We start from the raw sequence: 25387 nt of genomic DNA, 5'->3' as shown, positions 1-25387 counted from the left end.
GTTTATAATGCCGCACCTTCTATCAACATGCGGTACCCCACAGATTCCCATGCACTTTGTCGTCAAGTTTTTTCCAGAGATCACCATCAAGAGCAACCCTGTGCGCAAGCGCATGTCGCGCCAGCTCAAGGACAACCTGCAGCGCCTGCTGCGCCAGCTGGACGACCGTATCCAGGTGCGAAAGGATTGGGAAAAGATCGATGTGATCGCGCCCGATGCTGTGTCCCACCTGGGTGGACGTATCGAAGAGGTGCTCTCTCACACCCCCGGCATCGCCAACTTCTCCCGCGTGCGCCAGTTCCCCCTGGGTGACCTGCACGACATGTACGAGAAAACCCTGTCGGTTTGGGGCGCAGCCCTGAAAGACAAGACTTTCTGTGTACGGGTTAAACGCACCGGCAAACACGACTTCCAGTCTCTGGATGTGGAACAGTATGTGGGTGGCGGCCTCAACAAGAATACCGAGGCATCCGGAGTCAAACTGAAAAACCCCGACATCACCGTTAAGCTGGAGATCCGCCACGACAAGCTCAACGTGATCGAAGAGCAGCATCCCGGCCTGGGCGGCTTCCCCCTGGGCACGCAAGACCCGGTTTTGTCACTGGTCTCCGGTGGCTTCGACTCTACCGTGGCCAGTTACATGACCATGAAGCGCGGTATCCGCACCCACTTCCTGTTCTTCAACCTGGGCGGACGCCAGCACGAGCTGGGCGTGAAAGAAGTCGCCTACTATCTGTGGAACAAATACGGCGCTTCCCACCGGGTGCGCTTTATCACCGTGCCGTTTGACGAAGTAGTGGCAGAGATTCTCGAGCGGGTCGACGACTCCCATATGGGCGTTATTTTGAAGCGCATGATGCTGCGCGCCGCCGATGTGATCGCCAAGGAACTGGAGGTGGACGCCGTAGTCACCGGTGAAGCCATCGCCCAGGTTTCCAGCCAGACCCTGAAAAATCTGTCGGTGATCGACAGTGTTACCAATACCCTGGTATTGCGCCCACTGATCACCACCGACAAGACCGATATTATCCGCACCTCCCGGGCCATCGGCACTGAAGAGTTCGCCGCCAATATGCCGGAATACTGCGGCGTTATCTCGGTAAAACCCACCACCCGCGCCAAGATTGAAAAAGTGGAGTCCGAGGAAAACCGCTTCGATTTCACCGTCCTCGATCGCGCTATCAGCAATCGGGTGATGCAAAATATTGATCAGGTGATCGAAGAAGTCGATGGCGAAGCACCGGATGTGGAGATCCGCGAAGAGCCGGGCAGCGCTGTGGTTATCGATATCCGCCACCCGGATGAGGAGGAGTTGGATCCACTGGAGCTTGGCTGTGAGGTGCAGACTATTCCTTTCTACCGTCTCAACAACAGCTTTGCCCACCTGGACCAAGAGCGTGAGTACCTCCTGTATTGCTCCAAAGGCGTTATGAGCCGCCTGCACGCCTCACACCTGTTGGACGAAGGTTTTCGCAATGTGGGCGTGCTGCGCCCGCTGATTCCCCACAGACCGGAAACCATTAAGAAGTAACTTCTGCTCAAGGCGCGGGCAATTACCGCCCGCGCGGGTTTTAAAGCGATCAGCGCCCCGGGGCGGTGATTTTTTACTCAAAATCACTCCCAATTGTCATGCGGCCCCCCTATAATCGCCGCCTTTGGCCGGAATGCTGCTGTAGAAACCCCGCAGGCCCCCGCCCCGACTTACCAAGATTTAACGCCCAGAGGCCCCCAGTGATAGAGAATCTGCGCAATATTGCGATTATCGCCCACGTAGACCATGGCAAAACCACCCTTGTGGACAAGCTGTTGTCCCAGTCCGGCACTCTCGACCGCCGCGACGAAGGCGCCGAGCGCGTCATGGACTCCAACGATCAAGAGCGTGAGCGTGGCATCACCATCCTGGCGAAGAACACCGCTATCCGCTGGAATGACTACCGCATCAATATTGTCGACACCCCTGGGCACGCCGACTTCGGCGGCGAGGTAGAGCGCGTACTGTCCATGGTGGATTCAGTTCTGCTGCTCGTAGACGCAGTAGATGGCCCCATGCCGCAGACCCGCTTCGTAACCCAGAAGGCATTTGAGCAGGGCCTCAACCCGATCGTGGTGATTAACAAGATCGACCGCCCCGGCGCTCGCCCCGACTGGGTGATGGATCAGGTATTCGACCTGTTCGACAGCCTCGGCGCCACCGACGAACAGTTGGACTTCCCGGTTGTCTACGCCTCCGCCCTGAACGGCATCGCCGGTCTCGACGACACCGACCTGGCCGACGATATGACGCCGCTGTTCCAGATGATTGTGGACAAGGTTGAGCCCCCGAAGGTTGACCCCACCGGCGCCTTCCAGATGCAGGTTTCCGCTCTGGACTACTCCAGCTACGTAGGCGTAATCGGCGTTGGCCGTATCACTCGCGGTACCCTGAAGCCGAACCAGCAAGTGGTAGTTCTCGATCGCGAGGGCAACTCGCGCAAAGCCAAGGTCCTGCAGGTTATGGGTTACCTCGGCCTGGAGCGTGTAGAAGTGGAGCAAGCCAGTGCTGGCGATATCGTGTGTATCACCGGTGTGGGTGAGCTAAATATCTCCGATACCCTGTGCGATCTGGATACTCCAGAAGCCCTGCCCGCCCTGAGCGTGGACGAGCCCACCGTAAGCATGACCTTCCAGGTCAACGACTCCCCCTTTGCTGGCCAGGACGGCAAGTTCGTTACCTCGCGCAACATCAAAGAGCGTCTTGACCAGGAGCTGATTCACAACGTGGCCCTGCGTGTAGAGCAAGGCGACTCTCCTGATAAGTTCAAGGTTTCCGGCCGAGGCGAATTGCACTTGTCTGTCCTGATCGAATCCATGCGCCGAGAAGGTTTCGAGCTGGGCGTTTCCCGCCCCGAAGTGGTGCAGAGAGAGGTCGACGGAGAGATCCACGAGCCTTATGAAGAAGTGGTTATCGATGTTGAGGAACCCCATCAGGGGCCCATTATGGAAGAGCTGGGCCTGCGCAAGGCCGATCTCACCAATATGGAGCCCGATGGCAAAGGTCGCGTGCGCCTAACCTTTATCGTGCCCTCGCGCGGCATGATCGGCTTCCGCTCCCAATTCCTTACCATCACCAGTGGTTCTGGCATTATGACCAGTATCTTCGACCACTACGGTCCGGTGAAGCAGGGTGAGGTGGCCAAGCGCATCAACGGTGTACTGGTTTCCATGGTCAAGGGCAAAACCCTCGCCTATGGTCTGTTCGCACTGCAGGATCGTGGTCGCTTGTTCCTGGGCCACGGCGAAGAGGTCTACGAAGGCCAAATCGTCGGTATTCACTCCCGTGGCAACGACCTGGTAGTAAACCCTACCAAGGCCAAACAGCTCACTAATGTGCGCGCGTCAGGTACTGACGATGCGCTCACTCTGTCACCACCCATTCGTCACACCCTTGAGCAGGCTCTGGAATTCATCGAAGACGATGAATTGGTAGAGGTGACTCCCAACTTTATCCGCCTGCGCAAGAAAATTTTGCAGGAAAATATGCGCAAGCGTGCGAAGAAATAATTAGTATTTTCTTCAACTTTAAAAAGGGCCCTCTGGGCCCTTTTTTGTTTTTGCCATATCATGACATCTTCAATCCCTGAAGAGGGACAATCAAAAACTTCTCCGTAGCAACATTCCATAGTAAAGAGGTGATTGATTAACTCGACAGAAGCCGTGCTGCACTAAACTGCAGGGAGGCTGCCTGCAAGAGGCCGTAAATATCGCTCGCCAGAATCCGGTATTTTTTTCCAATCTCTTACCCCAAAAAGAAAATTTATCTTCTTTTGATATTAAATAATCGACCATTTTTATCGTTTATCTGCTCAAATATTTATTCCTGGAAGGTGCAATTAAATTTATGCCCGCACTTTTTATTGTCCCCATCATAAAATTACAGCGGAAATAAATATAACCACTCAGCCACTACCCTCCGTGGCTTGCACATTTATTCCACATTTCCTCGCGGAACTTTTACCTCTCCATTTATTCAAATTTTTCCACATATAACGACAAATTTCTTTATACATAATTAAGACCTATGGGAGGTCAATCTAATGTTTTCTTTCCTGCAATCTCAGGATCGAACAAGGATGTTGGTGGGCAGCCGCAGTGAACGCGGATCTAAATTTGGGTTTAAATTAAAAGCTGCGGCGGCACTCGCAGCAGCAATCGCCATCAGCGGAAACGTCAGCGCACAAGAAACCTCTAAACGTGTATCTGCCTATTGGGCCGATTGGGAATACTGGGCCGACTCATCCTTCACCCATGACAACGTGGATTTCTCCAAGCTCACTCACGTTCAGTACGCCTTTGCCTGGAATGACGAAGACGGCAACATCTACTTTACAGACCCCTACGTTTTCTACGGCCTGGGCGCCCAATCATTTTCCGGCGGCGCCGGTGATGGTCCCGTAAAATGCTCGCCGCAATTCTGGCACCCCTACAGCCAATACGATTCCAGTATTCAGCCCGCGGTCTGCCAGGGCTGGAATGACCACGAATCAGGTTTTGTAAAATCGGTACATGACGACGGTGCCAAGGCGATCCTGTCTATGGGCGGCTGGACCCTCTCCCACAAAGTCTCTGAGATGATGGAGAGCGACACCGCACGTGCAGCCTTTATCGAAAATGCAGTGACACTGCTTACTGACTGGGATTTCGATGGTCTCGATCTCGATTTCGAATACCCCGGCTATGCACCGAACGGCGGACGCTCGATCGACAAAGAAAACTTCACCACCCTGCTGCAAGAGCTGCGCGCGCGCTTCGATGAGGTTGAAGCGGAGACCGGCAAAAATCTGGAACTGACCGCTGCCGTGGCCTGTGGCCCCTCGATTGCAGAAGAGGGTTATGATTTTGCTGCTGTGGGCGAAGTCCTCGACTATATCAACCTGATGACTTATGACTTTGGTGGCGACTGGGATACCGTAGCCCAGCATACCTCGCCGCTGTACCCCTATGAAGGCCAGGTCAACGAAGGCTTCGACGCAGACAGCTGCCGCAATATGTGGATGACTGAGGGCAATATTCCTGCTGAGAAAATCACCCTGGGTATGTCCCACTACGGCCGCAGCGTGGCTGGCGCCACCGCAATCGGTGAAGCCGCCTCCGGACAAGACGTCGCTCACTGGGGCTCTGACACCGAGACGCGCTACTACCAGATCGTTGAGAAAATGCAGAGCGACTCTTCATTCCAGACCGCTTACGATCCCGAGGCCGTCACCCACTATGGTTGGTTTGAGGATGGCGGTTTTATCTCTTTCGAAGATACGACTTCTATCGCCGCACGCGCCCAATATGTGCTCGACCAGGGCCTTGGTGGCGTGATGATCTGGCAGCTACGCGGTGGAATGCTATTGGAGAACAATGAATACCAGTATCCACTACTCGATGCCGCACTCGAAGTTTTCGGACAGGGTGGCTCCAGTGATAGCGATACCGGAGATACTGGCGATACCGGAGATACCGGAGATACCGGAGACACCGGAGACACCGGAGACACCGGAGACACCGGAGACACCGGAGATACCGGAGATACCGGAGACACTGGAGACACTGGAGACACTGGAGACACTGGAGACACTGGAGACACTGGAGACACTGGAGACACTGGAGACACTGGAGACACTGGAGACACCGGAGATACTGGCGACACCGGAAGTGGCGGTGGCAATAATAATGGCGGAAGCAGCGCCTGCGTCGCGTTTGAGCAGCCCTATGCCGGCGACCCAGGTTATTCAGTCGGTGACGTTGTTGTCTTTGAAGGAGTCGCCTACGAGTCCACCCACGAGCCAAACTGGTGGTCTCCAGGTTCCGCGCCATCGCTGTGGACCGAAACCACCTGTCAAACTGAGGGCGAAGGCTCCGACAATGGTTCCGACAGCGGCTCTGACGATAGCAACAACAATGGCTCCGATAGCGGTTCTGACGACAACGCCAATAACGGTTCCGATGACAACACCGACAGCGATCAAGGTTCAGGTGAGACCGCTTCCTGCCCCGAATTCCAGCAGCCATATGCTGGTGACGAAGGCTATCAAGTTGGCGACCTAGTAACCTTTGAAGGCCAGGTTTATGTGTCTACCTTTGGTCCCAACTGGTGGTCCCCGGCTAGCGCCCCCCAGTACTGGGAAGCGAGTTCCTGCCAGTAACCTGGATACACTTTGACCGTCTTCTCAAGGAAGGCGGCTCAATATTTCAATAAAAGGGCCCTTATCGGGTCCTTTCCATTTATTATTTAGTCCGCCCTTAAAATAATTATTACGGCGTATCTTGTAAGATATGCATCACTTCACCAAAGTTATCCTTTGACAAAATATATCTCAGCCAACGAATACCATTATCTGTCAAACTTTGCTCATACTTAATGTGCTTTTGATCTCGCAGATAAATTCTGAGTCTGGGGTAAGAGGCAATAAATCTCTAAAACTTACAATCAATTAAATTAATTTTTTATTATCCATTCTTAAAATGTATTTTGGAATTCATCGGCTAGGTGCCGGACCAGTGCCATTAGCTGTTTCAACCGCCTGAATTTGGCTCCAATTATACTCTTTAGGAAAAAGGGAAAATAATGAGTTAAATTTCACTCTATTGGAGCTGGCAACAAAATAACTATTTATCCCCAAGACTATCAAAGTTAAAAAAACGATAAGATTCTAAAATTTTTACGAATTGATTGCCTCAACCTATAGTCTCCCAATATCTTAGACTTAACTCTTTATCAAGTTCTATTTTTCCGTAGGGATTAAGTATGCAAGCAGCTTAAAGAAGGTCGCAAACAATATTATAGAAACAAACATTACTGGCCGCATTGATAAAATATATCCCTCAGTAGTAAGGCCTGCCAAGATAGCGTTCTCAGATAAAGACTGTTCTCGCTGAGATACTAAAAATTTTAAATAAGAAGTAACTATAAGAGCCACTAATGAAAGTGGTAAGCAGAATGACAATCCAGTCCTACTTACAGTGAATAATAACGCGCTGGCTATTCATAGGCGGCATGGGAAACTGTAAAAAAGAGGATTTCTTTTTCATTTTAGGGGACACTCACCCCCGACACAAAGCACATCTATGCCCTATGCCTTCATAGATATTTTGTTCTTGTATGCAGACTTTGCAGTGGTCCATAGTTACTAAAAATTTTTAGGCTTAAAAAATACATATAAAAATAATGCATATTTATTAAGTTATTGACAACTATCTTTAGCGAATAGATGACTCATTACAACTAACGATTTCAATATTTAGTACGTTAGAACTAAATAGTTAGGTGGAGACATAGCACTTAATAATCAACGGAAGAGTTAGAAAAGACTGTATAGCACCTGAATAACTCTCAATTCATGAGATCAGAAGACGACTTGGTAAGTTATTGCTTGTTAGACTGACATGCCGTGGTTCGATCTGCCTGCACCGCAGAACTACTTTATATACGCCACATTAGGTTATTGAAGGAACCATTAACTGCATGGAATCAATAGTGCTTAACTAAATAATTAACACAATAGGCTGTATCCCATTCAATTACCCGTGACACATCAATTATGGCCATAAAAGCGCTGCTCAACTTTCTGCCACTGCGCCAATGCAGTTTGTGAGTGCAAACAAACTGTGAGTCTCTCGAACCTTGAGGCATAAGCGCGTAAAACGGCCAATCCCTGGTGTGCCGCAATCTCGTGAGGGAAGCGGTTAGTGCCAGCTCCCAATGCCGGAAACAGTATCGTTTTGCAGCCGCGCTCTATCGCCAACTCTAAAACACTTTCATAGCAGTGTCTCAACAGCACTATGGCCTGGCTCCCCCATTGATCGCCACTGCTCCACTGGGGCGTAACAGTATGCAATAAGTAATCGACCGGTAAATCATAGGCTCGAGTCACGCGAGCTTCACCAACTGGGCATGCTCTTTGATTGGCACATTGGGGGGTTAACCGAGTCCCGCACTGGGCATAAATCTGCGCTGAAAGCCCCCGCCCCCGAATAAGATGCTTGTGTGCCGGACACACCAGAGCATCTCCACGCATCGTCAAGATATCGCCAGAAGTCAGTTGAATTTGTGTCACGATTTCTCAGTTCTAAAGTTTGAGTTACTGATACTGTAGCTTGCTACTTTGGTCGGTGACAGATTCCCCCTATACTCACCATTGCTTCACTCCGGCAGTGGCTACCAGCATAGTTGTATGATGCAGGACGGTCCCGAGCAAGCGGAAGGTTGCAGTCGGTATAGCAACGGGAATGACTATGAGCTCAGGGTATAACAATCAAAACCCCGCGATATCCACCTCTATTGATGAAGTGCAGCGCATAGATCTGCGCAGACGGATATTGGCCTCCTCTTATATGCTGATATTCGCTATGGCTATCACCGGAGCCATGGCGATCATCGCCCTTACTGCAACTAATATCCTGCAGGCATCGACGCTTTTTATCGTCGCGGTGGTTATTTTATTTGCATATATCACTGTCAACATTATCGGTCCTACCGAGAAAACGCCATTATTGGTGGGAATTCTTTTATTGGCGCTGTATTTCTACTTACTAATGACTGGTGGTGTAAACAATACCGGATTGATGTGGGCAGTTATGCTGGTCCCCGGATTTATCAACCTTTACGGCTATAAAACCGGCACCACTGCACTGCTCGGCATAGGTCTCGCTACGGCAGCAATCCTGTTTTATCCGGATTTCCCAGGGCTCACGGCCAAATATGATACGGCCTATCGTGCGCGTTTTATTGCAGTATTTGGTGCACTCACGGCTCTAACTGCATTACTTGACAGTAGCCGTCACCAAACTCAACAGCTCCTCCAGCGATTAACAGGTGAATTGGAGACCTATGCTGCCACGGACACATTGACCGGATTAGCGAATCGCAGAGAAGCATTTCGCGCCATTCATGAATTAGAACGCCGGAATGATGAGCTGAAAGATCAATATGTCATCCTTATCGGAGACTTAGATAACTTCAAGACGATCAACGATACCTACGGGCACTCCTTTGGCGACCGCGTATTACAAGATGTTGCCAAGATATTGAAAAGTAATACCCGGTCTGAGGATATTGTGGCGCGCTGGGGCGGCGAAGAATTTTTATTGCTATTGCCGAATACTGACTTGAAAGGCGGCAGTGTCCTTGCAGAAAAACTTCGTCGCAGAGTATCGACCCTCAGCCGCCGCTATACACGCCCGGTAAAAATCTCAATCAGTCTCGGAGTCGTCGAAGGCAGCACCAATGGCAAGCCACTCAATCAGCTATTGGCCGAAGCAGATAAACGTATGTATCGAGCCAAGAATGGTGGGCGCAACAAAGTGGTAGCCGCATAAATATTAAGTCACCAAGTGGCGCAGTAGATAGCCAACGGCGAGTGCCAGGACCGCTGCGCTACTGCCAAAAAACAGAGTTTTTAAGCCCGCCACCAGCAGGTGGTGGGAAAACACCAATCCTTTGCACAAGCCAATAGCAAAAAAAGCGCAGACCGAAAGAACGGCGCTCGCATAAAATTGTTCGGCGGGATTAAGGCTGTGGAAAAGGTAGGGCAACAGGGGAATAGCACCTACACACAAAAAAGCGACGAAGGTTATCAGTGCCGCACCCAGAGGCTTATGCTCTAAGCGGCTTATACCGTACTCTTCCGCCAGCATTGTCTCTATCCACAGCTTTTGATTCGCAGTGATAGTGGCAACAATATTATCGAGAACTTCACCTCGAAATCCCTTTCGATAAAAAATCTGCCTGATCTCTTCCCGCTCTCCCTCGGGAATTAAAGCAATATGCTGACGCTCTGTACGCATAGCCGCGGCTCGTTGCTCACGCTCCACACTGGCAGCTTCATAATTGCTTACCGCCATGCTGAAACCATCAGCGATAAGGTTGGCAAAGCCCATCACGAGCACAACCGCTTCGGAGAAGCCTGCACCAAAAGCGCCTGCAACAATGGCAAAGGTAGTTACGCAGCCATCTATCGCTCCCAAAACAAAATCAGAGAGCCACTGTGACTGTGGACGACTTCGCAAGCGCGCCTCAATACGCTCCGGTCGATGCTCCTCAATTAGCGCTTCCCGGCTTTCCTGTTGGTGTTTTGGGTTTTGCCGGTCCATAACCAGGCGAGCTACTGTAAAAACCGCTGCATAACATAAGCATCTTGCAACCTTCCCAAAGGATCTGTAAATGCTCTATCTAGCGTTTTGATAATAGTGAAGCCCAGCTCGGTATAAAGGGTAATTACGGGCTCATTGTCGCTGGGAACGTAGTTGAACTGCATTTCCAAATAGCCGGCGTCCTGGGCTCTGGCGACTGCATGCTGGACCAGTGCACGATCTACACCGCGATCGCGCACATCCGTGTGCACGAGAAAGTTGGCTGTCGCGACATGGCTATGAATACCAGGGAAATTAACCCCTAATTTATACACCCCCAGCAGGTGAGGTAACTCTTCGGTAACATAAGTCTGTAAGTCGTCATTAAGCCATTGAGCAGAAAACACTTCTCGACTGATCTTATGCGAGAAAGGCAGATCCCCTCTGTTTCGCACAACACTAAAGAGGCTCCACATGCCTTCGAGGTCACTCTCTATAGCCTGCCGAATATCCATAGGAATCCATATCTCAGACGCCTTGCCGCACTTGCCTAGCGCACAATGAAGCTCCCCCGATCCACACCGGTATTTCCAGTCTTGGGATCATAGGCATATAGCACAATTTCATAAACACCTGGCAAATCCGTCGCAAAGGGCGCACTAAAGGTATTCATAGTCTCCTGTATCTCTAGCGGCACTCGAGCAAATGATTTGCCATCTCTTTTAACCAATGCCACAACTTCTATCTTACTGCCATCCCAAATCCCACCATCGGTAAGTGAACATCCGCACATCATTACCACATTAGCGCGAATCTCAAAGGGACTCTGGTCCAAGCCTGTATAGAGATGGGTCTGTGGGCTGAGTAAATCTACCAACATTCCCGGAATTTCCACAATCAGCCCATCACCAGAAATAGGCTTTCCCGGAACCAGCCAGGTCTGTGTCTGCGCCACCACTCGGGCCTGCTTTTTGATATACGGTGCAAGAACTTCCACCGTCAGAAACACCGGCTCACTGATATTCAGTGTAGCGGTAAAATGTGCAGCGCCATCGGCGATAGGTTGGAACCTCTCTCGGGGCCTTTTCATAATTCTGGTGGTGTCACCGGTGCTCCCTTGGGTAAGCCCCTTGGCAAGAATTTCCCCAGAATCTGCATCGCGAATAATAACCATGGCACCACCGATGGAGGAGCCAATAAACTTGGCATCCATGGCCTTGGCGCGCACGGTAATTTCAGTGGGTGTTGGCTCCGCCCATAAAGCGGAAGGAAACAGTTGTAATAGCAGAGCGACGATAATAAATCCTGAACGTCTCATAGATACTCCTCTCTTATACATTGCCCAGCAGATAATAAGCCCCAAAAATACCCACTCCCCAAAACACAGCCCCTACAGCCAACCAAACAAAATTCCAGGGAGTAAATCTCGAGTTAGCCTGTCCTGAAATATCTCCATTAACCATATTGGCAGCTTTCTGTCCCTCATAAAGTGGCCACAATGTAAAGGGTAAGAGAAGTATGCTTACTATATCGATCAATGAAATTACATCGGAGTAATAGGAAATCCTGTCGACAATAGCCCCGGCAATCGCAAAAACTACATATAACGTAGCCCAAAGTGCCGGCACCCAGCGGTAATCCACCTTATCAATCTCGATACGGCTTTGAATCCTGGAAAAAAGGGAATGAGTAAAAAAGATAGAGAATATCGCTCGCATAACCGGCCACATATTCTCTCCACTAGCACGCTGATATTCTGCCCAATGACGGTAAAACCAATAAACTGAATAGATGCCCACTGTACCTAGGCTCATTACCCAGAATTTGGTTGGTGAAACTATATAAAACTGCGCTTCATCTTCTGAAACAGTATCTAATTCAGCCTCTGGGGCAGAGTAAATATTTGAATCCATTGGGACTTTTCCATAAACAATTATTTTAGGGAAAACCAGCTTTCCTCTATACACAGACGATATTCACAGAAATAAGCCCAATAAAAAAGCCGGGCTATGCCCGGCTTTTTAAAAGAGTCAGCTAAGAAGCTTATGATTGCTTCACTGATTCCACCCAAGAGGCTACGCGGCTCTCCAATACTGGCACTGGCAAAGCACCGCCACCCAGTACGGTATCGTGGAATCCGCGAATATCGAATTTATCACCCAACTGATCTTCAGCCTGCTTGCGCAGCTCCTGAATTTTCAGCATACCGATCTTGTAAGCAGTCGCCTGGCCCGGCCACGCCAGGTAACGACGCACTTCGGAACGAACTGCAGTCTCGGGGATTGCGGAGTTTTCCAGGAAGTACTCCACCGCTTGCTCTTCACTCCAGCCTTTGGCGTGCAGGCCGGTATCAACAACAAGGCGAATGGCTCGCCACATTTCAGCCGTCAGGTGGCCAAACAGGTTATAGGGATCTTCGAAGGCCCCCATTTCTTTAGCAAGCTTCTCAGAGTACAGCGCCCAGCCCTCTACATAGACAGTAAAGTGAGCTTGAGTGCGGAACTGCGGGATACCTTCCAATTCCTGAGCAATTGAGATCTGCATATGGTGACCGGGGTTGCCTTCGTGGTAGGCCACAGTTTCCATATCAGTCGTGGAATAGGCACTCATATCAGACAGATGCGCATAGTAAATACCCGGGCGGGAACCATCGGGAGTGCCGGGGTAGTAATGCTGGGCACCGCCATCCTGTTCGCGGAAAGACTCAACCCGCTTTACTACCAACTCAGCTTTCGGCAGAAGGCCAAAGTATTCCGGCAATTTCTTGGTAATGTTGTCCAGGAACGCAGTTGAGTCATCCAGGTAGCCCTGGCGACCTTCATCGGTATTCGGGTAGTAGAATTGGCCATCTTCGCGAATAAACTTGAAGAAGTCCTGCAGGCTACCTTCGAAACCAACCTGCTTCTTGATAGTTTCCATCTCACCACGGATACGCGCCACTTCTTCCAGGCCGATATTGTGGATCTCGTCGGCAGTCAGGTCCGTAGTTGTGGTGTTGGCCAGGCGCTGATTGTAGTAGGCCATACCATTGGGCAGGCTACTAGCACCTTGAGGCTCTGCTGAGGCCTTCTGCATATCCGCTTTGAGCCAGGTAACCAGCCCTTGATATGCGGGGAAGAACTCAGTCTCTAATGCCTTGCGTGCTTCCGCAGTCAGCTTGTCTGCCTGCTTCTGATCAATAGTACCGGCTTCGAGCAGCTCAGTGATTTTCCCTTTGGCACCGGCCCACAGAGGCGCATCTTCACCATCGGTAAATGGCGCGCCTTCAATCAGTTTACTGGACTGATCAATCGCCCCCTCATAGGCAAAGCGCGGGGGGCGAATACCTTCTTTGGACGACAGCTTGGCGCGGTCAAGAAGCTGGTTAATCGCGCGGGAGATACCACCGATACGGGTGATATACGCCTGCATATCTTCAACGTTGTCAACCTTGTGGAAGTTCAGCAGGAAGTTGGGCAACTGCGATTGTGCACCTCCCATCTGCTCAAAGATGTAGCCGTGACGGATAAACGGCGCAGCGGCCTTGGCCTGTTCAAACTGATAAATCCAGATATCGTAGGAGGTTTTCCCTTCCTGAGTCAGCTTGCTGTAGTCGAAATTCTTCTTGAGCTCTTCAACACTTTTCTCTTGCCAAACCAAGCGGCGAGCCTCTGCGGCCTCACTCATATCGTCGATTTGGTCGTAGTGGTCTTTGCGACCCAGGTAGGACAGCTGAATCGGGCTGAACTGCAGCTGTTCCTCATAGCGCTCATCCAGCCACTCAGTCAGGCGCTTGGTTTCGGCAACCGCATCTACAGTTACTGAGGCCTCGGCAACCACATTTTGGGGCTTATCTACGTTGGCTCCAGTCTGGGTACTTTTGTCACCCTGACAGCCCGCAAGGATAGCGACAGCCAGCAGGCTGGGGATCAGTGGGTTGTTCAGCTTTATCGGCATCTTCCTATCTCGATCAAAAGTTGTACAAAAAAACGCCGCTAACTTTGACACGAATTCGGTGAGGTGTCGATTCATGCCCCCCAGAACGCCATATGTTTGCGTTGAGTTGAGGCAAATCGGAGATTTTGGACTAGGTGGACCCAATACCTGAAGCAGGATATTGCCACAAGTGACCCTGCGGTAATGGACTAACGCCGGCTTGTGACCCGGTCCAAGATATGTAGCTCTCGCTGGGGAAAGGGTACCGTCAAGCCTTCTGCCTCCAGTGCAGGCTTAAGCTTTTGCATCAGGGACCAATAAACATCCCAGTACTGATCATTGGCAGCCCAGGCCCGCAACTGTAAATTGACCGCGCTGTCAGCAAGCGCCTTAACAGCGAAACATGGCTCTGGCTCAGCAAGAATACGGGGTTCCTGTTCTACTAGGCGACGTAATACTGTTAGGCCGCGATCAATGTCATCGCCATAGGCGATACTCGCCACAATCTCGATACGGCGAGTCTTATTGCGACTGAAGTTGGTGAGCACTTGCCCCCAGATAGCACTGTTGGGTGCGGTAATACGCAGCCCATCCATGGTATCCAGCTCCGTAGTAAACAGCCCTACCTCGCGAACAGTGCCCAATATGGCACCGAACTGAATCACATCCCCAACGCGAAACGGCCGCAATCCCAGCAATAGGAACCCCGAAGCAATATTTTGCAGGGTATCTTTCAACGCTAAGGCTACTGCCACACCAGTAGCGCCGAGTAGAGCAATTAAGCTGGTAGTGTTAATACCAAAGACATCCAATACCAGCAGTGCGCCAACAATATAAACCGCCCAGCTCGAAATACTGCGCAGTACTGGTCGCAAGGTAATATCAAACCGGTCCGGCAGACGGTCAACCGCTCTGCGAGCAAGATGGGCCACAAACAGCGTCACCAAAACTACCAGTAGTGCGGCCGCCAGCTTTAGGGATAATGCTGTTACTTGGGGCCAGTACTCGTTGAGCAAGCTATTAATATTCATCGACCCTCGAAAATAAATCCCTATTTTAAATTCAAGCCAAACCTAAATTCTGTGCATCATCGACACAACGCTGATGAGCCGGACACGTTTCCAAGTGATCATTGACCATTCCAGTTGCCTGCATATGCGCATACATAATGGTTGATCCCACAAAACTAAAACCCGCTTTCTTTAACGCCTTACTCATCGCATCAGATTCTGCTGTTGTGGCCGGCACCTGCTTCATGGAGCGGGGGCGATTAACAATCACTCTTCCACCGGTGAACTGCCAGAGAAAATCCTTTAAGGATATACCGCGATCGCGCAACTCGAGGGTTGCCCGTGCATTCTTGATGGCCGATTCAACCTTGAGCCGGTTGCGAATAATTCCCGGGTTGAGAAGTAGTTTCTCTACCTTTTTAGGGGTATACCGAGCAATTTTTTCAGCATCAAAATTATTAAACAATTTACGGTAATTCTCCCGCTTATTGAGCACTGTAATCCAAGATAAGCCCGCCTGGGCCCCCTCCAACAACAAAAACTCAAACAGGGTTTGATCATCGGTAACCGGCCTACCCCACTCTTCATCGTGGTAACTTTGATAAAGCGGTGTAGACAGGCACCAATCACAACGCTTTTCCGCCATCATTACTTCCTTTTTATAACTAGTTTGCGCCGGAAAAAAAGTAGTGCTGAATAATTTGTAAAACCAAAAGTAAAGCAACCAACCCAAAAATAATATTATTACGGTTCACTTCGACTCCAATAAATTGTTCTGTACTAACCAATCGCGACATTCGCACAACATAATATCCAAAGCCACACCCGATTGATATCCGAGTTCACGTTCAGCTTTCGCACTACTAGCAACGACTCTCCTCGTTACCAACGTGGCCTTTTCAGGAGTAATAACCGGCTCTTGCCCACTCACACGAGACCAGAGGTCGGAACACCAGGCGATAGATTGAATTAGGAATGCCGGTGTGGTGCGTTTTGGTACAGGTTTATGCAATAACTCAGCGATCTTTCCAAAGAATTCTAAAAAACTGGCATCCGTTCCGGCCAAGATATAATTTTCGCCGCACCGCCCCTTTTCAACCGCATCGATATGGGCTCGCGCTACTGCACCGGCATGGCAAAAAGAACCCCAGCCCGGTGGAACACCTGGTAATTGATTTTTCTCAATCAGAAAAAAGGTCTGCGCCCAGCTGGTGGTATCGTATTTACCCACAATTGCGCAAGGGTTAAGAAATACCGCATCCAGGCCCCGCTCAATTTCCTTGCGAACTGCAATTTCCTCTCTTTTTTTCGTGTACAGATAGTGATGATGAGGGTCATCTGCCAGCTTATCACTTTCTTCAGTAATTCTTTCCTTATGGTAGCCATAAGCAGAAATTGAGCTGGTCACCACCATACGCCCTACATTTTTCTCCCTGGCAACTTTGGCAATATTCGCCGCCCCCTCAACATTATCTTTCCATTGCTGGGCATTACCGCCGCGCCACATACTGGTATTAGCCGCCATATGGAAAAGCGCATCGACATTATCTGGGATTGCAGCTTGAAGGGACTGAGGGTCATTCAGAGAGGCCTCAACCAGGTTGACGCCCAGAGAGCGCAACATATCGGTATTGGAGGTGCGCCGATGCATGGCGGTAACTTTCCATCCATCACCAACCAATTGCTCTACCAAATTAGCGCCGAGAAAACCGGTTCCCCCGGTTACAAATGCGTGTTTCATAAATCCACCGGATGAGTTGTTATCGTTATTCATACCCAGTGATTAGCTCTATCGAAGCCACCTCCTTCCGGAAGGGCAGACCGGTTGGTGATACCACCACTCCGACAGAGTGGGCGGCACACTAACTTCACTAGTGACACCGCCCCAAAACTAAACCCTATCTACAATCGTCCTACTGGGAGTTTTTTTGATTGATCCCGCTATTACTTTTGTTGGGTTAGTTGAAAAGGCTACTCGATTTTCATGCCCAGCTGGTAGGCAAGGAAGCTCCACTGATTGGCGAAGTCTTCCACCTGCATCCATACCGGCTTGCCTGCACCGTGCCCAGCCCGAGTTTCCACGGCAAGCCAGACCGGTTTGTCACAGCCCTGATCTCTTTGTAGGGCTGCCGCAAATTTGTAGCTGTGCCAGGGAACCACTCGATCATCGCGATCGGCAGTGGTGATTAGCGTGGCCGGATAGCAGGTGCCCTCACGGGTGTTGTGGACCGGAGAATAGGCATGCAGCGCTTTGAACTCATCGCGATTTTCACTAAGCCCATAATCGCTCGACCACTGCCGGGCATTAGCGGAAGCGGTATGATATCGCAGCATATCCAGGACACCGACTACCGGTAATGCCGCCGCAAATAAATCCGGTCGTTGTACCAGCGTTGCCCCCGCCAATAGTCCACCATTGGAGCGGCCACTAATAGCAAGCTTTTCAGGAGAAGTGACTTTCTCCTCGATCAGCCACTCAGCTGCAGCGATAAAATCATCGAAGACATTTTGCTTTTGCGTCTTGGTACCCGCCTGGTGCCAAGCATTGCCGTACTCGCTACCACCGCGCAAGTTGGCCAGTGCCAGGGTGCCGCCCATATCCAACCAACCGACAAAGCGGTTGTAGAAGCGCGGTAACTGAGCGGAGTTAAAACCACCATATCCATAAAGCAGCGTCGGGTTGGAGCCATCTCGCTTCATTCCCTTCTTATGCACGAGGAATAGAGGCACCCGGGTACCGTCCTTACTCTTATAGAAATGCTGACTCACAGTCAGATCGGAAAAGTCTGCTGCATATTTTGGCTGCTTGAACAGTTTGGTTTCACCAGTCTGTACATTCAGGTGGTAGATACTCGGCGGGGTAATAAAATTAGAGAAAGCGTAGAAGGTCTCAACTTCATTCGGCTCACCATAAAACCCCTTCACTGAGCCCACCCCTGGCAGCTTCAGCTCGTACTGTTTCTTACCGTTAGTATCGGTCACCAGCACTCGCGATTTTGCATCCTCCAGGTAGTGAAGCACAAAGCGATCACCGATATAACTGGCACTCTGCAGGGCACTAGTCGTCTCCGGCACCAGATCGCGCCAGTGTTTGCGTTGCGGCTTATTCAGATCAATAGCGATTACACGGCCCAGCGGCGCCCCCGCACTGGTCTCAAAGTAAAAGGTGCTCCCTTTATTTCCGAGATACTGGTATAGGCCATCCCAGTCATCCAGAAGCTTAACTACCTTGCCGCTTTCATCGCGTAAATCGCGATAGTAAAAGCCGTTCGAGTCATAGCCGTCGAAGATGCCAAACAGGAGATAGTTGCCATCGTCACTCACCGTCGCGCCCGGGTTCCGGGTGGGATGATCGGTAATTTCATAGACCAGTTGATCACTCTCCTGGGCATCTCCCAGTCGGTGAAAATAGACGGCTACCTGTTTACTATCATCCGCCGTGCCATCTCTGTTAAACGGGTACCGGCTATAGTAAAAACCGGACTCATCCGGCGCCCAACTGGCATCACTAAACTTGATACCAGTCAGTTGTTCCTTCAGATCCTTGCCTGTCTTTAGGTCGCGAATACGATAGTCGGTCCAGTCAGTGCCACCATCCGAGATACCGTAAGCCAGATAGCGGCCCTTTGGACTGACTTTGAGGCGCTTGGCAGCAATAGTGCCATCTTCACTTAGGGTACGTGGATCTAAGACCGTATCGCCCTCAGCAGACAGGCTAGAAGCCTTATAGAAAACATTCTGATCCCAATCACCGGTGTTGTAGCTGTAGTAATAGCTATCGCCCTTCTTGTACGGAACACCGTAGCGCTCGTAGCGCCATAGTTCTGCAAGCCGGTCATTGATTTTCTGCCACCCGGGCAGGTCCTTCAAACGCGGTAATGAATGGTCATTCTGTTTGGCCACCCAACTCTTTACCTCATCACTGGACATTTTTTCCATCCAGCGATAGGGGTCAGCCACCTTTTGACCAAAATATTCATCAATTTGAGCACCCGGCTTACTATCCGGATAGCTATCAGCTGCGTGAACACTCACCGCAGCAAGTGCACCGGCAACCAGTGCCACTAGCTGTCTCTTCATACCGTTATTCTCGGTTTCTCTACTGGGAACAGTCCGCTAATCTAGGCGATTTAGACGATCGGTTCCAGAGCAGCAGAGAGAAGTGAGATGAAAGGATTGATCCAAAGGGTAAGCCATGCCCAGGTTAATGTAGCGGGAGAGGCCGTTGGGGCCATAGATAAAGGTATCCTCCTGCTGCTAGGTATCGAAGCCCAGGACACTACTGATAGTGCAGATAAGCTGCTGCACAAAGTCCTGAATTACCGTATTTTTCCCGATGATAAAGGGCGTATGAATCTCAACCTCCAAAAGGCGGGAGGTGGGCTCCTGATTGTCAGTCAGTTCACACTAGTTGCCGAAACTGATAGAGGTTTACGCCCGAGCTTTAGTCGCGGCGCATCACCAGAATACGCGGAGGAGCTCTACAACTATTTCGTTAAAAGTTCCAAAGCCCAATTTACGCCAGTGGCCACTGGAATATTTGCAGCGGATATGCAGGTTTCACTAGTCAATGACGGCCCGGTAACTTTTATGCTGGAAACCTAGAGACATTCCACAGGCTCTTTCTGTTGTTTCACCTAATCAGGAAAACTCTACCAGTTGGTTAGGTTGCTAATGACTAAAAAATATCGCTAAAAAATGGAGAGGCAAAAGGATGACTAAGAAGCCTATAGTAGTAAACAGTGATATCAAACTCGATCCACTTTTGGATAGTGACACACAAATCATCTTTACCTTAATTGAAAATAACAGACCACTGCTAGAGAAATATCTCTATTGGGCAAAGCTTGTTGTCGACCTCCCAACCACAGAAAAATATATTGCCGACAGAGTATTTAGCAATAGTTTCGGAGCATCCTGGTACAAGATCCACTATTCGGACAAGGTAGTCGGGATCTTTGGTATCAAGGAAATTGACCTTAAAAAACAAAATGCAGAAATAGGGTATTGGTTATGTAAAAGCTGCCATGGCAATGGAATCGTAACTCGAATCGTAAATAAAATATCTAGCTACTTGAAAGATCTGCACGATATTCAAGCGTTGAAAATTCACTGCTTATCTGAAAACAGTGCCAGCATAGCCGTAGCAGAACGCGTAGGTGGAGTGCATAGTGAAACTATTCCAAATTATTATTCGATTGATGGAATATTCCAGGACTTGAAAATCTACACAGTTCCTACCTGATTCATTATTTTAACTGTGGAGTACAGGAATATTTATTGCTGAATATTTACTGGACTCCACTCAATACCATCTGACCCTTGTCCCGCATTAAATATACGCTTAACTTTCCAAGTTGCGGTATCTATTTCAACAACTTTTCCGTCTCTCTGAGAACCGGCAAACAAAAACTTTCCGTCCGGAGAGAAAAATAGCGATGCTGGCTGTCTGGCCCCTGCGCTGCCGACATCAATCTCATGTAACCGTTTACGGGTCTTGGCGTCATACACCAGTATACGATTACCATTTAAGTCTGCTACAGCTACCACTTCGCCATCAGGGTGAAACCTGATTCGGATAGGCAGAAAACCAACATCTATCGTTTCTTTTTGCTTTAACGTTTCAGTATCGAAAATAAAGATATTTTCTGACTGATTATTTCCTATCCATAGCTCGCTATTATCGGGGCTTACCCACACCGCCTCCGGCCCATCCCCTGCCGGTATTGTAGATTTCAATTCCATAGTCTCTGTATCAATTACACTGAACGTATCCGACCCCCGGCTAGTAACGTAGGCGGTCTTCAGATCAGGTGATAGTGCAAGCATATGGCTACCTACCTGATCAGTACGGGCAACGCCCAATACTTTTCCTTCAGCCACATCCACCTTTATCACGTCGCTGGTTTCTTCTGTCGTAACAATCACATTATTGCTGTCGCCCAGCCAAGCGATACCGTGAGGGCCTTTGTGTGGACTGATATCAATTCTTTTCAGGCGCTTACCGCTCGCGATATCGAATACATTCAGCTCTTCTCCCACGTAACCATCTTCAAGGTAAGAAACTACCACCACTTTAGATTTATCCGGCGACACTATTAATTCATGGGGCGAACCTCCAGTTTCCGGTTTCTTAACCTCTTGGCCGGAAGCCAGGTCAATAAAACTCACCGTGCCCTCATATTTATTTCCTACTACCAACGTCTGCGCCCTTAGCGATCCAGCAGCTAAAAGTACTAATGACATGGAAATTAAAAGTAGAAATCTCATTAGCAAGCCTCTCGGAGGAATTTGTCGCTAGTAGAATGCTTCCTTAACAGCACATCCCAGCGAGCCTTTTAGAACTGAAAAGTCAGCCCTGGTTATCCACTGAAACACTGGATAATAGATCGTAAAAATAGAATTCTTTAGATGTTTTCTTCATTACAGGGATGTTACTAACAGAATTCTTGGATAGTACTGTGCATAACTTTTGGATAGAGGTCTGGAAGCCTTTAATTTCGTGCAATGAAATAATTCGATTAAAAAACCAACGAAAAAAGTGTCAGGTTATCCACTAAAAGTAAGACCAGAACGTTACTAACAGAAAGTCTGGATAGAGTTGTGCATAACTTTAATAAACGAGCTGCAGGCCCCGTGGTTACAGGGGATTACTGCAGAGACTAAAAAATCACCGATATTTTTACCGGCTAATTTTAATTTTTGGCGGGAGTGGTATGGGTACTTTTCTGAGTTTTACGCGAGTTATTTTTGTTGGATTATTTTTTGTGTGAGTGCAAAGGCGTTTGGAGAGAAGATCAGTAAAGACCTATTTTTATAGGCTTTTTAGGAGAGCGTCTGTTTAAGGTGCTCAGGTAATTTTAGCTTTTTCTTATTTATTTACTGACTGACTTTTAAATAGAAAGTTGAGCATTAAAGTTTTTCAGAATTACTTTTATTTTTTCTATTTAATTTTTACTAAGTATTTTCTGCTTTCCCTCTCTTCCTTCCCTTTCTTAGTTTTTAGCTTTTGTTTTTTGCTTCTTTAAAATATTTTTAGCCATAAAAAAAGGGCCACCCTGTTGGGTGGCCCTTTCGGATTAGAAGCCTGACGATGACCTACTCTCACATGGGGAAGCCCCACACTACCATCGGCGATGTTGCGTTTCACTTCTGAGTTCGGCAAGGGATCAGGTGGTTCCACAACTCTATTGTCGTCAGGCAAACTGGCTTGGGTTGGCGTTGGTCTTATAAGCAATGTGCTTGGCCTGCCGCGTTATCGCTGTTTGCCTCGGTCATGTTATTGACCGGCGATAACCCCAAATAAGTCGGTAAAACAATCTGTAGTAATACACCGCAAGCGATCGTATGTCTCTAACTCACAATCCGCTAGCTTAGCTAGTCGTTAGTAACCATCTCTGTTGTATGGTCAAGCCGCACGGGCAATTAGTACTGGTTAGCTCAACGCCTCACAACGCTTCCACACCCAGCCTATCAACGTGGTAGTCTTCCACGGCCCTTCAGGAGGCTCAAGGCCTCAGGGAGATCTTATCTTGAAGGAGGCTTCCCGCTTAGATGCTTTCAGCGGTTATCCCGTCCGAACATAGCTACCCGGCAATGCCACTGGCGTGACAACCGGAACACCAGAGGTTCGTTCACTCCGGTCCTCTCGTACTAGGAGCAACTCTTCTCAAATCTCCAACGCCCACGGCAGATAGGGACCGAACTGTCTCACGACGTTCTAAACCCAGCTCGCGTACCACTTTAAATGGCGAACAGCCATACCCTTGGGACCGGCTTCAGCCCCAGGATGTGATGAGCCGACATCGAGGTGCCAAACACCGCCGTCGATGTGAACTCTTGGGCGGTATCAGCCTGTTATCCCCGGAGTACCTTTTATCCGTTGAGCGATGGCCCTTCCATACAGAACCACCGGATCACTATGACCTACTTTCGTACCTGCTCGACATGTCTGTCTCGCAGTCAAGCGCACTTATACCATTATGCTCATTGCATGATTTCCGACCATGCTGAGTGCACCTTCGTACTCCTCCGTTACTCTTTGGGAGGAGACCGCCCCAGTCAAACTACCCACCATACACTGTCCTCGATCCGGATAACGGACCAGAGTTAGAACCTCAAACATACCAGGGTGGTATTTCAAGGACGGCTCCACAACAACTAGCGTCATTGCTTCAAAGCCTCCCACCTATCCTACACAAATAGGCTCAAAGTTCAGTGCAAAGCTGTAGTAAAGGTTCACGGGGTCTTTCCGTCTAGCCGCGGGTACACTGCATCTTAACAGCGATTTCAATTTCACTGAGTCTCTGGTGGAGACAGCGTGGCCATCGTTACGCCATTCGTGCAGGTCGGAACTTACCCGACAAGGAATTTCGCTACCTTAGGACCGTTATAGTTACGGCCGCCGTTTACCGGGGCTTCGATCAAGAGCTTCGCCGAAGCTAACCCCATCAATTAACCTTCCGGCACCGGGCAGGCGTCACACCCTATACGTCCTCTTACGAGTTTGCAGAGTGCTATGTTTTTAATAAACAGTCGCAGCCACCTGGTCACTTCGACCGGCCTCAGCTTAGGGAGCAAGTCCCATCACCAAAACCGGCGTACCTTCTCCCGAAGTTACGGTACCATTTTGCCTAGTTCCTTCACCAGAGTTCTCTCAAGCGCCTTGGTATTCTCTACCTGACCACCTGTGTCGGTTTAGAGTACGATTCACTATTACCTGAAGCTTAGAAGTTTTTCCTGGAAGCAGGGCATCAACCACTTCACCCACTAAGTGGGCTTCGTCATCAGTTCTCAGCCTTAGGGACCCGGATTTGCCTAAGTCCCCAGCCTACAACCTTAAACATGGACAACCAATCGCCATGCTGGCCTAGCCTTCTCCGTCACTCCATCGCAGTAATAGCGAGTACAGGAATATTAACCTGTTTCCCATCGACTACGGCTTTCGCCCTCGCCTTAGGGGTCGACTAACCCTGTCCCGATTAGCGTTGGACAGGAACCCTTGGTCTTCCGGCGGGGAGGTTTTTCACCTCCCTTATCGTTACTCATGTCAGCATTCGCACTTGTGATACCTCCAGCAGACCTCCCGATCCACCTTCAACGGCTTACACAACGCTCCTCTACCATGCTCCTAAGAGCATCCGCAGCTTCGGTTATCAGTTTGAGCCCCGGTATATCTTCCGCGCAGGCCGACTCGACTAGTGAGCTATTACGCTTTCTTTAAAGGATGGCTGCTTCTAAGCCAACCTCCTAGCTGTCTGGGCCTTCCCACATCGTTTCCCACTTAACTGATATTTGGGACCTTAGCTGGCGGTCTGGGTTGTTTCCCTTTCCACGACGGACGTTAGCACCCGCCGTGTGTCTCCCGCGATTGCACTCCTCGGTATTCGGAGTTTGCATGGGGTTGGTAAGTCGGGATGACCCCCTAGCCCAAACAGTGCTCTACCCCCGAGGGTGAGACGCGAGGCGCTACCTAAATAGCTTTCGAGGAGAACCAGCTATCTCCCGGCTTGATTAGCCTTTCACTCCGATCCACAGGTCATCCCCTAATTTTTCAACATTAGTGGGTTCGGTCCTCCAGTTGATGTTACTCAACCTTCAACCTGCCCATGGATAGATCGCCGGGTTTCGGGTCTATTGCCTGCAACTAAACGCCCTATTAAGACTCGATTTCTCTACGGCTCCCCTAAGCGGTTAACCTTGCTACAGACAATAAGTCGCTGACCCATTATACAAAAGGTACGCAGTCACCCCGAAGGGCTCCTACTGCTTGTACGTATACGGTTTCAGGTTCTATTTCACTCCCCTCTCCGGGGTTCTTTTCGCCTTTCCCTCACGGTACTGGTTCACTATCGGTCAGCTGGGAGTATTTAGCCTTGGAGGATGGTCCCCCCATATTCAGTCAAGATAACACGTGTCCCGACCTACTCGATTTCACTCTAAATGCCTTTTCGTGTACGGGGCTATCACCCTGTATCGCGGTACTTTCCAGAACCTTCCACTAAAACATAAAGAGCTTAAGGGCTAATCCCCGTTCGCTCGCCGCTACTAAGGGAATCTCGGTTGATTTCTTTTCCTCCGGGTACTTAGATGTTTCAGTTCCCCGGGTTCGCCTCCATAACCTATGTATTCAGTTATGGATACTCCTAAAAGGAGTGGGTTTCCCCATTCGGACATTCTAGGATCAAAGCTTGTGTGCCAGCTCCCCTAGACTTTTCGCAGGCTCCTACGTCCTTCATCGCCTCCAGCTGCCAAGGCATCCACCGTATACGCTTAGTCGCTTGACCATACAACACAAACGACTACTAACGACTTTTAACATCCAGGTAAAATCCTGGACGCCGGATTGTGTGCTTGAGAGACACACA

General features: G+C 49.7%; 17 protein-coding genes and 2 rRNA genes. 6 read left to right on the top strand and 13 right to left on the bottom strand.

From position 1 onward, the window contains the following. Positions 1-49: 49 nt before the first annotated feature. From thiI to ACJJIS_RS00100, 3 genes are all read left to right on the top strand, one after another. Positions 50-1531: a tRNA uracil 4-sulfurtransferase ThiI gene (thiI, locus tag ACJJIS_RS00110; RefSeq protein ID WP_282930812.1), complete on the top strand. Its 1482-nt coding sequence runs from the start codon at positions 50-52 to the stop codon at positions 1529-1531. Between the two features lie 200 nt (positions 1532-1731). Further along, on the top strand, positions 1732-3540 hold the full coding sequence (gene typA, locus ACJJIS_RS00105; protein ID WP_282930811.1) for a translational GTPase TypA: 1809 nt from the start codon (positions 1732-1734) through the stop codon (positions 3538-3540). A gap of 533 nt (positions 3541-4073) precedes the next feature. Further along, positions 4074-6170 carry a glycosyl hydrolase family 18 protein gene (locus tag ACJJIS_RS00100; protein ID WP_475709172.1) on the top strand — a complete coding sequence of 699 codons (2097 nt, stop codon included), beginning with the start codon at positions 4074-4076 and terminating at the stop codon, positions 6168-6170. 1389 nt (positions 6171-7559) lie between these two features. Here ACJJIS_RS00100 and ACJJIS_RS00095 read toward each other — a convergent pair. After that, entirely contained in the window at positions 7560-8081 is a 522-nt protein-coding gene (locus tag ACJJIS_RS00095; protein ID WP_444895764.1) for a macro domain-containing protein, read from the bottom strand. Positions 8082-8259: 178 nt separating this feature from the next. Between ACJJIS_RS00095 and ACJJIS_RS00090 the strand changes: the two genes are divergently transcribed. Next, complete coding sequence (locus ACJJIS_RS00090; protein WP_444895763.1) at positions 8260-9342, top strand: GGDEF domain-containing protein; 1083 nt, start codon at positions 8260-8262, stop codon at positions 9340-9342. Between the two features lie 3 nt (positions 9343-9345). Here ACJJIS_RS00090 and ACJJIS_RS00085 read toward each other — a convergent pair whose 3' ends face one another. From ACJJIS_RS00085 to ACJJIS_RS00045, 9 genes are all read right to left on the bottom strand, one after another. Further along, the gene (locus tag ACJJIS_RS00085) at positions 9346-10116 is read right to left on the bottom strand and encodes a VIT1/CCC1 transporter family protein (protein WP_413663721.1); all 771 of its coding nucleotides are present in this window, start codon (positions 10114-10116) and stop codon (positions 9346-9348) included. A gap of 11 nt (positions 10117-10127) precedes the next feature. After that, entirely contained in the window at positions 10128-10610 is a 483-nt protein-coding gene (locus tag ACJJIS_RS00080) for a GNAT family N-acetyltransferase (RefSeq protein ID WP_475709171.1), read from the bottom strand. Positions 10611-10645: 35 nt separating this feature from the next. Continuing rightward, positions 10646-11413, bottom strand: a complete 768-nt coding sequence (locus ACJJIS_RS00075) for a hypothetical protein (protein WP_475709170.1) — start codon at positions 11411-11413, stop codon at positions 10646-10648. A 13-nt stretch (positions 11414-11426) separates the two neighbouring features. Beyond that, entirely contained in the window at positions 11427-12008 is a 582-nt protein-coding gene (locus ACJJIS_RS00070; protein ID WP_444918527.1) for a hypothetical protein, read from the bottom strand. A gap of 130 nt (positions 12009-12138) precedes the next feature. Beyond that, positions 12139-14031: a DUF885 domain-containing protein gene (locus ACJJIS_RS00065; RefSeq protein WP_475709169.1), complete on the bottom strand. Its 1893-nt coding sequence runs from the start codon at positions 14029-14031 to the stop codon at positions 12139-12141. Between the two features lie 188 nt (positions 14032-14219). Continuing rightward, on the bottom strand, positions 14220-15041 hold the full coding sequence (locus ACJJIS_RS00060; RefSeq protein WP_475709168.1) for a mechanosensitive ion channel family protein: 822 nt from the start codon (positions 15039-15041) through the stop codon (positions 14220-14222). 31 nt (positions 15042-15072) lie between these two features. After that, the gene (locus ACJJIS_RS00055; RefSeq protein WP_475709167.1) at positions 15073-15666 is read right to left on the bottom strand and encodes a DNA-3-methyladenine glycosylase I; all 594 of its coding nucleotides are present in this window, start codon (positions 15664-15666) and stop codon (positions 15073-15075) included. 105 nt (positions 15667-15771) lie between these two features. Continuing rightward, entirely contained in the window at positions 15772-16761 is a 990-nt protein-coding gene (locus tag ACJJIS_RS00050) for an SDR family oxidoreductase (RefSeq protein ID WP_282930799.1), read from the bottom strand. A gap of 230 nt (positions 16762-16991) precedes the next feature. Then, the gene (locus ACJJIS_RS00045; protein WP_475709166.1) at positions 16992-19100 is read right to left on the bottom strand and encodes a prolyl oligopeptidase family serine peptidase; all 2109 of its coding nucleotides are present in this window, start codon (positions 19098-19100) and stop codon (positions 16992-16994) included. 87 nt (positions 19101-19187) lie between these two features. Between ACJJIS_RS00045 and dtd the strand changes: the two genes are divergently transcribed. Beyond that, positions 19188-19625, top strand: a complete 438-nt coding sequence (dtd, locus tag ACJJIS_RS00040; protein WP_413663730.1) for a D-aminoacyl-tRNA deacylase — start codon at positions 19188-19190, stop codon at positions 19623-19625. A gap of 109 nt (positions 19626-19734) precedes the next feature. Next, positions 19735-20265: a GNAT family N-acetyltransferase gene (locus tag ACJJIS_RS00035; RefSeq protein WP_475709165.1), complete on the top strand. Its 531-nt coding sequence runs from the start codon at positions 19735-19737 to the stop codon at positions 20263-20265. Between the two features lie 32 nt (positions 20266-20297). Here ACJJIS_RS00035 and ACJJIS_RS00030 read toward each other — a convergent pair whose 3' ends face one another. From ACJJIS_RS00030 to ACJJIS_RS00020, 3 genes are all read right to left on the bottom strand, one after another. Continuing rightward, complete coding sequence (locus tag ACJJIS_RS00030) at positions 20298-21290, bottom strand: YncE family protein (protein WP_444895753.1); 993 nt, start codon at positions 21288-21290, stop codon at positions 20298-20300. Positions 21291-22105: 815 nt separating this feature from the next. Continuing rightward, positions 22106-22221: ribosomal RNA gene (gene rrf / locus ACJJIS_RS00025) — 5S ribosomal RNA — on the bottom strand. Between the two features lie 203 nt (positions 22222-22424). Then, positions 22425-25306: ribosomal RNA gene (locus tag ACJJIS_RS00020) — 23S ribosomal RNA — on the bottom strand. Positions 25307-25387: the final 81 nt, after the last annotated feature.

Source organism: Microbulbifer maximicatervae (SeqCode), assembly GCF_056231245.1.
This window is presented reverse-complemented; position numbering and strand designations above follow the sequence as displayed.